Below are 12,223 nucleotides of genomic sequence, written 5' to 3'. Positions count from 1 at the left end.
CGAACCTCCCCGTAAGCCCGGCGTGGATGGCCTCGCCACCCCCGCGCGACCGGCGCTCCTGCCCGATCGCAGGCGGCAGCCTATCGATTGATGATCACGGGGTCGTCACGGCAGTGTGGGTGCGGCGCCGCCGACCAGCCACGCGTCGAGCAGAGGTCGGAGCGGCCGGTCGGCCACCCGTTCGGCCAGTGCCACGAAGTCCGAGGTGGTGGCGTTTCCGGCGCTCCGCTCGGACGTCCACGTGCGCAGGATGCGGAAGAAGGTGTCGTCGCCGACGGTCCGGCGCAGCGCGTGCACGGCCAGCGCGCCACGCTTGTAGACGGCGGTGCCGAACATCCGCTCCCGTCCCGGCTCGATCGACGGCTGCGACCAGTCGGTCGACGCGTACTGCGACTCGAAGTTGCGCTGCGCGGTGCGACCGCCGTCGTGCTCCTCCCACAGCCACTCGGCGTAACTGGCGAAGCCCTCGTTGAGCCAGATGTCGCCCCACCGGTACAGGGACACGCTGTCGCCGAACCACTGGTGAGCCAGCTCGTGTGCCACCACGGACGGGTTGGGGTGGTCGCCCGAGAAGAAGGCCGGCCCGTAGACCGGCCGGGACTGCGTCTCCAACGCGTAGCCGATCCGCTCGTCGGCGACGACGATCCCACCGTACGAGTCGAACGGGTACGGGCCGAAGCGGCTGGCCAGGAAGTCGACGATCTCGCCGGTACGGGCCACCGAGCTGGCCGCGCCACCGGTCGCCGGCAGACTCGCCGCGACCGCGGTGACCATCGGACGTCCGCCGTGGACGCCGGTGACCACCCGGTAGTTCCCGATCACGAGGGTGCTCAGGTAGCTGGCCATCGGGGTGCGCTCCGACCAGCGCCAGGTCGTCCACCCGTCGGCGCTGCTCTGCGGACCGGGCACCCCGTTGCTCAACGCGGACACTCCGTCCGGGACGGTCACCGCGATGTCGTAGCTCGCCTTGTCGGACGGGTGGTCGTTGACCGGGAACCAGGTGGCAGCCGAGTCGGGTTGACCGAGAGCGATGGCCCCGTCGGCGGTGTGCAGGAAACCGCCGCTGCCCAACTCGCCGTCGGCGACGGAGGTGGGCACGCCCGCGTAGTCGACCCGCACGGTGAACGACCGTCCCCGTGCAAGCCCGTCGCGCGGGGTCACCACCAACTCGCCGTCCTTGCGGCGGTGCTCGGCGCGCTTGTCGGCGACGGTGACCGCGCCGACGTTCAGGCCGACCAGGTCCAGGTTGAAGCGGGACAGATCCTGGGTGGCCGTCGCCGTGATGGTGGCCCGACCGGTGAGCCGGTCGGTCGTCGGGTCGTAGCGGACGTCCAGCCCGTAGTGCGTGACGTCGTAGCCGCCGTTGCCACGGCCCGGCACGTACGGGTCGCCGGCGTCCGCGGCACCTGGTCGGAAACCGTCGTCGTCGTGGCCCGTGCAGGCGGTCCCGGTCAGCGCGACGGCGCAGCCCAGCGCCGTAAGGGCGGCGGTCAGCCGACGGCGGTGCGGCCTGGGTCCGCTCCGGACCATGCACGACTCCTTCTACGCCATCCCCTGGTCAGGAACGAGCGTAGCCAGCCAGCCGTCGTCCGATGGCCGTATCGGGGCGACCGCCTCGCGGCAGGCGACGAGAGGCCGGCCCCGCAGGATCGCGGGGCCGGCCTTCCAGCGTCACCTCGTCAGCGGTCGAGGACCAGGCCGACCTTCTGGAACTCCTTGAGGTCGCGGTAACCGCACTTGGCCATCGCCCGACGCAACCCACCGAACAGGTTGAGCTGACCGTCGGCCTCGTCCGCCGGGCCGAAGAGCAGCTGCTCCATCGAGCCGAGCGGCTCACCGGACACCTCGAAGGCGCCCCGGGGCAGCGACGGGTGGCTGGCCGCCGAGTGCCACCAGGCGCCACCGGCGGGCGCCTCGTCGCACAGCGACAACGGCTCCCCGAGCATCACCGCGTCCGCGCCGCAGCCGAGGGCCTTGGCGATGTCACCGGAGGTCTGGATGTCGCCGTCGGCGATCAGGTGCACGTACCGGCCACCGGTCTCGTCGAGGTAGTCCCGGCGGGCCGCAGCGGCGTCCGCGATGGCGGTGGCCATCGGCACGCGGATGCCCAGCACCGACTCGGTCGTCGACCAGTCGTCGCCGCCGATGCCCACGATCACGCCGGCCGCGCCGGTACGCATCAGGTGCAGCGCCGTCTTGTAGTCCGTGCAGCCGCCGACGATCACCGGCAGGTCGAGGTCGGCGATGAACTCCTTGAGGTTCAGCGGCTCGTCGGTCGTCGACACGTGCTCGGCCGAGACGATGGTGCCCTGGATGACCAGGATGTCGACCCCGGCGTCCAGGATCACCGGCGCCAGCGCGAGGGTGTGCTGCGGGGAAACCCGCACCGCCACCGTGCCGCCACCGGCGCGCAGCTCGCGGACCCGCTCGGCGATCAGATCGGGGCGGATCGGCTCCGCGTACACCTCCTGGAGCCGCTTGGTGGCGCGGGCTTCCTCGTCGAGGCCGGCCAACTCGTCGAGCACCTTCGTCGGGTTCTCGTAACGGGTCCACAGCCCTTCGACGTTCAGCACCCCGAGACCGCCGAGCTGGCCGAGTCGGACCGCCGAGGACGGGCTCATCGTGGCGTCCGAGGGGTGCCCGACACAGGGGATGCCGAACGGGTACGCGTCGAGCTGCCACGCGGTCGAGACGTCGTCGACGTCCCGGGTCCGGCGGCTCGGCACGATGGCGATGTCGTCCAGGTGGTAGCCGCGCTGCGCGGTCTTGCCCAGCCCGATCTCGACCACGTCACGCATGGGGGACTCCAGATTGTTGGGGGATGGTCAGCGGGAGTGGTAGTTGGGCGCCTCGACGGTCATCTGGATGTCGTGCGGGTGGCTCTCCTTGAGCCCGGCCGCGGTGATCCGGATCAGCTGACCACGCCGGTGCAGCTCGGGGATGCTCTCCGCGCCGACGTACCCCATGGCGGCCCGCAGCCCGCCGATGAGCTGGTGGGCGACCGCGGACAGCGGGCCCCGGTAGGGCACCTGACCCTCGACGCCCTCGGGGACCAGCTTGTCCTCGGCGAGCACGTCCTGCTGGAAGTACCGGTCCTTCGAGTACGACTTGGCCTGCCCCCGCGACTGCATCGCGCCGAGCGAGCCCATCCCGCGGTACGCCTTGTACTGCTTGCCGTTGATGAAGATCAGCTCGCCGGGGCTCTCCTCGCAGCCGGCCAGCAGGCTGCCGAGCATCACGGTGTCCGCGCCGGCGACAAGCGCCTTCGCGATGTCGCCCGAGTACTGGATGCCACCGTCGCCGATCACCGGTACGCCGGCCGGGCCGGCGGCACGGGCCGCCTCCATGATCGCGGTGATCTGCGGGACACCGACGCCGGCGACGATCCGGGTCGTGCAGATCGCGCCCGGGCCCACACCCACCTTGATGCCGTCGGCACCGGCCTCGACCAGCGCGTTCGCGCCGGCGTACGTGGCCACGTTGCCGCCCACGATGTCGATCGTGACGTCCTTCTTGAGCCGGCGGACCATGTCCAGCACGGCCCGCTGGTGCCCGTGCGCCGTGTCCACGATCAGCACGTCGACGCCCGCGTCGACGAGCGTGCGCGCCCGCTTGTACGAGTCCTCGCCGACACCCACGGCGGCGGCCACCCGCAGCCGGCCCGCGTCGTCCTTGGTGGCGTTCGGGTACTGCTCGCTCTTGGTGAAGTCCTTCACGGTGATCAGCCCGCGCAGACGGTTGGCGGCGTCCACGATCGGCAGCTTCTCGACCTTGTGCCGGCGCAGCAGCTCCAGCGCCTCGTCCTTGCTCACCCCGACCTGGGCGGTGACCAGCGGCGTCCGGGTCATGATGTCGCGGACCGGGGTATCCGGCTCGGAGACGAAGCGCATGTCGCGGTTGGTCACGATGCCGACCAACTGGCCGTTGCCGTCCACCACCGGGACGCCCGAGATCCGGTACCGCCCGCACAGCTCGTCGACGTCGCGCAGCGTGTCGTCCGGGCTGGCGGTCACCGGGTTGGTGATCATGCCGGACTCGGAGCGCTTGACCAGGTCGACCTGGAGGGCCTGGTCCTCCACGGAGAGGTTGCGGTGCAGCACGCCGATGCCACCCTGGCGGGCCATGGCGATCGCCATCCGCGCCTCGGTGACCGTGTCCATGGCGCTGGACAGCAGCGGAACGGTCAGCTCGACGTTGCGGGTGAGCTTCGTCCGGGTGTTGACCCGACTGGGCACGACGTCCGACTCGCCCGGCTGGAGCAGCACGTCGTCGAAGGTGAGCCCGAGCGGAACGACCCGGGCCGAGCCGGCGGGCAGCTCGGGCAGGTGGCCGCCCAGGTCGGCGCGCTCGACGCCGGCCGGAAGATCAGTGCTGGGCGAATTTTCCACGATTGCTCCCCTGAGCTGCTCGGATGGGCTTCAGCGAGGTGGCACGGGCGGGCACCGGAACACGCCACGGCGCCGGCACGTCGTCCCATCGTACCCAGTGACCTGCGCGACCTGGATCGGCGGCGGCCGCCTCGGCGCGGTGCCGGGGGGCGGACGTCCGCGCCGCGTTGGGTCTACGGTGAGGGGGTGCACGACGAGCCCATCGACCCGTTCAACGGCGACCCGGCCGACCCGACCGCGGGCCTGGACGATCCGGGTGACGACGCGACGCCGGATCCACTGACCGACGTCGAGCGGCAGGACGTGCTGGAGGACCTCGCCGATCTGGAGATCTACCAGGCCCTGCTGGCGCCCATCGGCGTACGCGGGCTGGTCATCGAATGCGAGGACTGCCGGGAACCGCACTACTTCGACTGGGACCTGCTGCGGGGCAACCTGCGGCACCTGCTCAACTCGGGGCGGCCCCGGGTGCACGAGCCGGCGTACGACCCGGACCCGGACCACTACGTGACCTGGGACTACGCCCGTGGATACGCCGACGGGGTGCACGACACCCTGACCGAGGGCACCGAGGACGAACCGGGCGCCACCACCGCCGAGTGAGGTCCGCCTTCCACCGTCCGGGCGCGTGCGGACCGCTCACGATCGTGCTGAGACAAGGAAGTAGTGGCCTGCCGGTACGGCGAGACCACTACTTCCAGGTTCGAGCACGATCACGTTGTGGCGAATTGCGGTGCGGCGTCAGGAGACCAGGCCAGCTCGGAAACCGGCGGCGACGGCGTGGGCGCGATCCCGGGCCCCGAGCTTGCGGAACAGCCGTCGCGCGTGGGTCTTGACGGTGTCCTCCGACACGAACAGTTCCCGACCGATCTCCGCGTTGCTCTTGCCCTCGGCCATGCCGAGCAGCACCTGGAGTTCCCGTTCGGTGAGCCCGACCGCCGCCCGGTTCGCACGGGCGCCAGGGCCGGGCCGGATCGCGTCGGACTGACCGGTGGCGGACCCGTCGGCCGCCGGCTCGACCTCGTCGTCGCCGCGCTGCACGGGCACCGACGCCACGTTGGGCGGCCCGTCGCCGGTCGCGGCCGTCCAGCCGGGCTCGGCGGAACCGCGTACCGACGGCGCGGAGCGGCCCGAACCACCGACCGCCGCCGCGTCCCGGGCCGGGTCGGTGACCCGCTGCCGGGAGGCCCGGCCGGGCGCGGTCAGCAGGAGCAGGGCCTTGGCCACGGCGCTGGTCAGATCGTGGTCGGCGTTCTGGATCAATCCCCGGGCGCCGGCGCTGATGGTGGCGGCCGCCGCCTCGGACTCCTCGGCGCCGAGCAGCAGGACCGCGGCCTGCGGCGCGCGGGCCAGCACCCGCCGGACGAAGCCCGCGCTGTCCGGCCGGGTGAGGGCCGTGTCAGCGAGGACCACGTCGGCCGGCCGCTCGGCGAGTCGCAACATCACCTCGGGATCGGAGACGGCGGTACGAACGATCGCGGACAAGCCCAGCCGTGCGGCAGCAGAAGTGAGGTGCTGGGCCGCAAGCGGTGTCCGAACGCACACAAGAACGGTACGCACTGTGGTGGTCTCCTCTCCGCACACGAGCAGACCATGACGGGGTCGGCTGGGGAGGAGGTTCCGGGCAATCATCTGAACTTTTCCGACAGATGGGGCAAAAGCCGCAAGTTGCCACGCGTTTTCGATCACAGATGTGTGAGCCGGCAACGACCCGGGTACCGGGGGGCCAGGCCGGGAACGGTGCGCCTGCGCGGCCCGCCGCCCGGAAGCCGGCCACAAGCATTCTCGCGGTGCCGCGCGGGAGGAGGGGTGCTGATGTCGAACGTACGTAGACTGCCCGGACCCATCGTCGACCTCTGGGACTGGCAGCGGCTCGGCGCCTGCCGAGGCCGGGACAGCGCTCAGTTCTTTCACCCGGACGGAGAGCGTGGGTCCTCACGGCTGCGGCGGGAGTCCTCCGCCAAGGCGGTCTGCCGCGCCTGCCCGGTCCGCGCCGAGTGCGCGGCCCACGCCCTGGCCGTCCGCGAGCCGTACGGCGTGTGGGGCGGCTTCAGCGAGTCGGAGCGGCTGCGGCTGCTCGCCGTCGGCTGGGAGGACCTGGCGGACCGCCGGCAGATCCGCGTCGACGTGGCACGCCTGGAGGCCCGCCTGGGCCGCCCGCACAAGTCGACGGTCCCGGCCCAGCGCAACGTGGCCTGACCCGACACACCCGACTCGGCCGTCTCTTCTCGCCCCACGCCCCCTTTTTCCCACGCCCGTTTCGCCCCATGCCCGTTTCGCCCCATGCCCTCCGTCGATGTCGACGGAGGGCATGGATGTTCCGGTGGTCCTTTGCTCTGCTTCAGCGGAGGCAACACGGAGGCAGCACCCGGTGTTCGCAATCCGGACGCGTGTGTTCGGACGCCGGGTGTTGCCTGGATTGAAGCAGAGCAAAGGGCGATGAAACCCTCCCCTGGCCGCCGCAGGATCAGCGGACGTTCACCGGGACCGTGTGCCAGCCTGTTGCGCCGTCGGGGGCGACGCTCTGGGTGCGCTCGGTCTGGGTTTCGCCTGTCGCGTCCGTTGCCCGGACCTGGAGCCGGTGCTCGCCCGGGGTGGCATCCCAGCGCCAGGACCACTGGACCCAGGTGTCCACGGACACCGTCGGGGCCAGCGCCGCCTCCTGCCAGGGGCCGTCGTCGACGCGTACCTCGACCCGGCTGATCCCCCGGTGTTGCGCCCAGGCCACGCCGGCCACCGTCACCGGACCGGCGGTCAGCCGGTTGCGCCGCCGTGGCGCGTCGATCCTCGACTGGGTCTTGATCGGCCCCTGGGCGGACCATCCGCGCGGCACCCAGTACGCGTCGAAGTCCGCGAAGCGTGTCAGCTCCAACTCGGTCACCCACTTGCAGGCCGACACGTAGCCGTAGAGACCGGGCACCACCATCCGCACCGGGAAGCCGTGCTCGACCGGCAGCGGCTCGCCGTTCATGCCGATCGCCAGCAGCGCGTCCCGGCCGTCGCGGAGTGCGGCGGTGGGTGTGCCACAGGTCCAACCGTCGACCGACCGGCCGACGACCTGGTCGGCGTCCTCGTCCGGCTGGGCCTCGTCCAGCAGCTCCCGCAGTGGTACGCCGAGCCAGCGCGCATTGCCGATGAGGTCCCCACCGACCTCGTTGGAGACGCAGGCCAGCGTGACGTACCTCTCGACCAATGGCCGGGCCAGCAGGTCCGCGTAGCTGTAGGTGCGCTCGGTGCCCACCCGGCCGTGGATGCGCAGCCGCCAGGTGTCCGGGTTCACCTGCGGCACCACCAGTGCGGTGTCGATCCGGTAGAACCCGGAGTTCGGGCTGACGTACGGCGCGAGTTGGGCCAGGGACAGGTCCGCGCCCGCTGGTACGGCCGGCGCGGGGACGGCCGGGGCGGGCAGCCGGATCGCGTCCCGGGCAGCCGAGACGCCCCGCCGCCCGGCCAACCAGCGCCCGCCGAAACCAGCCACGGCTGCCGTCCCCAGCAGCACTCCCGTGCCGGTCAGGAACCGTCGACGCGACTCCGGATCGACACCCTCGACCGGCGCGGCCGGCGACACCGGGGACTCGTCGGGCCTGGCCGGCGACAACGGCGCAGGTGAGGTCCAGGGCCACGGTTCCAGCTCGAAGGGGCCGGCGATGAACAGCCAGAGCACCAGGGCGCCGAGGCCGCCGCCGACAAGTGACGGCAGCGCGTCGAAGACGTCCGCGCCGGAACGGGACAGCGCGGCGGCCACACCGACGACGCCGAACGCCGCGATACCGGCGAGGCCCAGGGCGAGCCGGCGGACCGCCAGCATCCCGAGCAGCGCGGCGAACGCGCCCAGCAGCAGGGCCGTTCCGGTCAGCAGGGCAATTTTGTCGGCGGTGCCGAAGACGTCGATGGCGAACTGCTTGAGCGGTTCGGGAACGGCGTCGACGACCACCCCGCCGACCGCGACCAGTGGGGCCGACCGAGGACCGGTCAGCACCGCCACCGGTTCCGCGACCCCGATCGCGACGGCGGCGGCGGTGACTCCGGCCAGCGCGGCGTACCGCCGCGACGTGGTGCTCATCGGCCCAGTGTGCGCGATCATTCCGGCGGGCCGCCAACGACGTCAGCGGTTGGTAATGATCGCGCAGACGAACCGGGGCACACCGCCGTACGGCGGTGTGCCCCGGAACAGGTGTCGCTACGGGTCAGAAGCCCGGGCCGTGCTGGTGGCCGTGGCCGTGCCCGCCGGCGGCGGCCGGCTCGGCCTGCTCCGGCTTCTCCACCACGAGGCTCTCCGTGGTGAGCAGCAGACCGGCGATCGAGGCGGCGTTGGTGACCGCGTTGCGGGTCACCTTCACCGGGTCGATGATGCCGGCCTTGACCAGGTCGACGTACTCGCCCTTGGCGGCGTCGAGGCCGTTGCCCCACTTGAGGTCGGCGACCTTCTGGGTCACGACGTAGCCGTCGTGACCGGCGTTCTGGGCGATCCAGCGCAGTGGCTCGACGAGCGCCTTGCGCACTACCGAGACGCCGATCTTCTCGTCACCGGTGAAGCCCAGGTCGTCGTCGAGGACCGAGAGGATCTGCACCAGGGCGGCGCCGCCGCCGGGCACAGTGCCCTCCTCGACCGCTGCCTTGGTCGCCGCGATGGCGTCCTCGATGCGGTGCTTGCGCTCCTTCATCTCGACCTCGGTGGCCGCGCCGGCCTTGATGACGGCGATGCCACCGGAGAGCTTCGCCAGCCGCTCGGCCAGCTTCTCCCGGTCCCAGTCGGAGTCGGAGGCCTCGATCTCCTTGCGGATCTGGGAGACCCGGTCGGCGACGTCGGCCTTCTGGCCACCGCCGTCGACGATCGTGGTGTTCTCCTTGTCGACCACGACGCGCCGGGCGGTGCCGAGCACCTCCAGGCCGACCTGGTCGAGCTTGTAGCCCAGCTCCGGGGCGACCAGCTCGGCGCCCGTGGAGATCGCGATGTCCTGGAGCATCGCCTTGCGCCGGTCACCGAAGCCCGGGGCCTTGACCGCGCAGACCTTGAGGGTCTTGCGCAGCGAGTTGACCACCAGGGTGGAGAGCGCCTGGCCGTCCACGTCCTCGGCGATGATCAGCAGGGGCTTGCTGTTCTGCAGGATCTTCTCCAGCAGCGGCAGCAGCTCTTCGATCGCCGAGATCTTCTGGGTGGTGACCAGGATGTACGCGTCCTCAAGGACGGACTCCTGACCCTCCAGGTCGGTGACGAAGTTCGGCGAGATGAAGCCCTTGTCGAACTGGAGACCCTCGGTCACGTCCAGTTCGGTGGTGAGCATCGAGCCCTCCTCGACGGTGATGACACCGTCGCGGCCGACCCGCTCCATCGCCTCGGCGATCAGATCGCCGATCGTGGCGTCCTGCGCGGAGATCGTCGCCACGTTCGCGATCGACTCCTTGCTGGTGACCTCGGCGGCACGGCCGAGCAGCGCCTCGGAGACCTTGGCGGCCGCCGCGTCGATGCCCCGCTTGAGGCCGGCCGGGTTGGTCCCGGCGGTCACGTTGCGCAGACCCTCGCGAACCATCGCCTGGGCCAGCACGGTCGCGGTGGTGGTCCCGTCGCCGGCGACGTCGTTGGTCTTGGTCGCCACCTCCTTGACCAGCTGCGCGCCGAGGTTCTCGTACGGGTTGGTGAGCTCGATCTCCTTGGCGATGGTCACACCATCGTTGGTGATCGTCGGCGCACCGAATTTCTTGTCCAGGACGACGTTGCGCCCGCGCGGGCCGAGGGTGACCTTGACCACATCCGCGAGGGCGTTGACACCGTGCTCCAGCAGGTGCCGGGCGTCGTCCGAGAAGCTGAGGATCTTCGCCATGTATGTCCCTTCGAAGTGCCACTGCCCCGGCCCGGCGAGCCGGACCGGGGCAGTGGCACTGATCGGTTGCTTACTTCTCGATGACCGCGAGGACGTCGCGGGCGGAGAGCACCAGGTACTCCTCGCCGGCGTACTTGACCTCGGTGCCGCCGTACTTCGAGTAAAGGACGGTGTCGCCGACCTGCACGTCAACCGGAACCCGGTTGCCGTTGTCGTCGACGCGCCCCGGGCCCACAGCGAGGACAGTGCCCTCCTGCGGCTTCTCCTTGGCGGTGTCGGGGATCACGATGCCCGACGCCGTGGTGGTCTCAGCCTCGTTCGCCTGGACCACAATGCGGTCCTCGAGCGGCTTGATAGCAACCTTGGTCGCGGTAGTCACGGGCATACCCTCCTGGGGTACTACTGGTTCCGTTGCTGGTCGGCGGGGCCGACCAGCGTCAATCTGCCTCATGCCACCGGGCGGGACCGTCGTCGCGGGTGCCGGTCCGCCTGGCGTGCGCGCCCGGGTCGCGAGACCCGGAAGCTGGCACCCTCAGGGTGAGAGTGCTAATCGCAGGTTATTCCGTGGCTAGCACTCCGTCAAGGAGAGTGCCAGCGCGTCGCGCCCCGCCAGCGGTATTTTTACCCCGGCCGGGAGAATGGGTAGGTGGATCTCGATCAGCTGGCGGCACTACGTACCCCCGAGGGGTCGGCCGCCCTCGCGGCGGCGGCCGAACTGGCCGGCGGCGATCCACTGACCGCGGCGTCGGCGCTGCGCGCGACCGGGGTGCCGCCCACGCTGGCGGCGGCTGCACTCACCCAGGCCGAGCTTCGGCACCGTGCGGTGGGCAAGTTCGGCCCGGCCGCCGCCGGGATGTTCCTCACCCGCCCCGGCCTGGAACAGGCCACCCGCCGGGTGGTCGCCGACCGCCGCGCCGCCCGGCTGCGCGCGGCCGGCGTGCGGACCCTGGCCGATCTCGGGTGCGGCCTCGGCGCCGACGCCCTGGCCGCCGCCCGCGCCGGCATCCGGGTGTACGGGGTGGAGGCCGACCCGGTGACCGCCGAAATGGCCGCCGCCAACGCCGCAGCCGCGGGGGTGGCCGACCTGTTCACGGTCGAGTGCGGCGACGCGACCGCGTTCGACGTGTCGCGGGTGGATGGCGTCTTCTGCGACCCGGCCCGACGCGCCACCGGCACCGGCCGACGGATCTTCGATCCGCGCGCCTACTCGCCGCCGTGGGACTTCGTGACGGGGCTGGCCGAGCGGGTGCCGCGCACTGTGGTGAAGGTCGCGCCGGGCCTGGACCACGCGCTCATCCCGGCCGGCGCGGAGGCGGAGTGGGTCGGCGTCGACGGCGACCTGGTCGAGGCCGCCCTCTGGTGCGGCGAACTGGCCGAGGTGCCCCGCCGCGCCAGCGTGTACCGGCAGGAGATCCACCAGCTCACCGGCTCGGGCGACACGGAGGCCCCGGTCGGGCCGCCGCGCCGCTACCTGTACGACCCGGACCCGGCGGTGGTCCGTGCGCACCTCGTCGCCGAACTGGCCGACGAACTGGACGCCACCCTGGCCGACCCGAGCATCGCCTACCTGTACGCCGACCACCCCACCCGCACCCCGTACGCGCGCTGCCTGGAGATCACCGACGTGCTGCCCTTCTCGCTCAAGCGACTGCGGGCGTTGCTGCGGGAGCGCCGGGTGGGCCGGGTGGAGATCCTCAAACGAGGCTCGGCACTCACCCCGGAGCAACTGCGGCGGGATCTGCGGCTGGCCGGCGACCAGGCGGCGAGCCTGGTGCTCACCCGCATCGCCGGAGCGCCGACAGTGCTGATCGGCCGCCCTGTCGTCTAGGTTCGCCGCGCTCGCGGCACCGTTGCAGGCCCGCTGACCTGTCGTTACATCGCTCTTTTCGTGGGATGTTCGGCGAGTAACAGTCGCGTTGCTGAATTGTTATCGCTTCCAACCAACTTGGGACCTGCGCGGTCTTGTGGTGCCAGTGTGACGCGGAATACGTTGCCGGACACAACAAAACAACA

Annotated in this window: 10 protein-coding genes; 3 read left to right on the top strand and 7 right to left on the bottom strand. The window is 71.3% G+C overall.

Annotation, left to right across the window (positions count from 1 at the left end; translation table 11 throughout):
* Nucleotides 1-105: 105 nt before the first annotated feature.
* The 3 genes from ABZV06_RS10065 to guaB form a co-directional block, all read right to left on the bottom strand.
* Complete coding sequence (locus ABZV06_RS10065; protein WP_355246971.1) at nucleotides 106-1,530, bottom strand: M1 family metallopeptidase; 1,425 nt, start codon at nucleotides 1,528-1,530, stop codon at nucleotides 106-108.
* A gap of 149 nt (nucleotides 1,531-1,679) precedes the next feature.
* Nucleotides 1,680-2,798 carry a GuaB3 family IMP dehydrogenase-related protein gene (locus tag ABZV06_RS10060; protein ID WP_355246968.1) on the bottom strand — a complete coding sequence of 373 codons (1,119 nt, stop codon included), beginning with the start codon at nucleotides 2,796-2,798 and terminating at the stop codon, nucleotides 1,680-1,682.
* 27 nt (nucleotides 2,799-2,825) lie between these two features.
* On the bottom strand, nucleotides 2,826-4,388 hold the full coding sequence (guaB, locus tag ABZV06_RS10055) for an IMP dehydrogenase (RefSeq protein WP_355620224.1): 1,563 nt from the start codon (nucleotides 4,386-4,388) through the stop codon (nucleotides 2,826-2,828).
* A gap of 186 nt (nucleotides 4,389-4,574) precedes the next feature.
* On the opposite strand from guaB, the gene ABZV06_RS10050 reads away from it, so the two are divergent.
* Nucleotides 4,575-4,991 (top strand): DUF5319 domain-containing protein, encoded by a 417-nt coding sequence (locus ABZV06_RS10050; protein WP_355246963.1) that lies wholly within the window; start codon nucleotides 4,575-4,577, stop codon nucleotides 4,989-4,991.
* Nucleotides 4,992-5,129: 138 nt separating this feature from the next.
* Here the strand turns inward: ABZV06_RS10050 and ABZV06_RS10045 are convergent, their stop codons facing one another.
* Nucleotides 5,130-5,948 (bottom strand): response regulator transcription factor, encoded by an 819-nt coding sequence (locus ABZV06_RS10045; protein WP_355620221.1) that lies wholly within the window; start codon nucleotides 5,946-5,948, stop codon nucleotides 5,130-5,132.
* Between the two features lie 255 nt (nucleotides 5,949-6,203).
* Here ABZV06_RS10045 and ABZV06_RS10040 point away from each other — a divergent pair, with 255 nt between their 5' ends.
* Nucleotides 6,204-6,587 (top strand): WhiB family transcriptional regulator, encoded by a 384-nt coding sequence (locus ABZV06_RS10040; protein ID WP_355246957.1) that lies wholly within the window; start codon nucleotides 6,204-6,206, stop codon nucleotides 6,585-6,587.
* Between the two features lie 268 nt (nucleotides 6,588-6,855).
* Here the strand turns inward: ABZV06_RS10040 and ABZV06_RS10035 are convergent, their stop codons facing one another.
* From ABZV06_RS10035 to groES, 3 genes are all read right to left on the bottom strand, one after another.
* A complete protein-coding gene (locus tag ABZV06_RS10035) occupies nucleotides 6,856-8,451 on the bottom strand; it encodes a molybdopterin-dependent oxidoreductase (protein WP_355246954.1) in 1,596 nt (531 codons plus the stop codon).
* 124 nt (nucleotides 8,452-8,575) lie between these two features.
* Complete coding sequence (gene groL / locus ABZV06_RS10030) at nucleotides 8,576-10,210, bottom strand: chaperonin GroEL (RefSeq protein WP_355246951.1); 1,635 nt, start codon at nucleotides 10,208-10,210, stop codon at nucleotides 8,576-8,578.
* A gap of 70 nt (nucleotides 10,211-10,280) precedes the next feature.
* Nucleotides 10,281-10,595, bottom strand: coding sequence for a co-chaperone GroES (gene groES / locus ABZV06_RS10025; RefSeq protein ID WP_030330046.1), 315 nt, complete (start codon nucleotides 10,593-10,595; stop codon nucleotides 10,281-10,283).
* A 261-nt stretch (nucleotides 10,596-10,856) separates the two neighbouring features.
* Between groES and ABZV06_RS10020 the strand changes: the two genes are divergently transcribed.
* The gene (locus tag ABZV06_RS10020; protein WP_355246948.1) at nucleotides 10,857-12,038 is read left to right on the top strand and encodes a methyltransferase domain-containing protein; all 1,182 of its coding nucleotides are present in this window, start codon (nucleotides 10,857-10,859) and stop codon (nucleotides 12,036-12,038) included.
* Nucleotides 12,039-12,223 lie beyond the last annotated feature (185 nt).

Origin of the sequence: Micromonospora sp. NPDC005172, assembly GCF_040608555.1 — a bacterium.
Classification (GTDB): Bacteria; Actinomycetota; Actinomycetes; order Mycobacteriales; family Micromonosporaceae; genus Micromonospora.
This window is presented reverse-complemented; position numbering and strand designations above follow the sequence as displayed.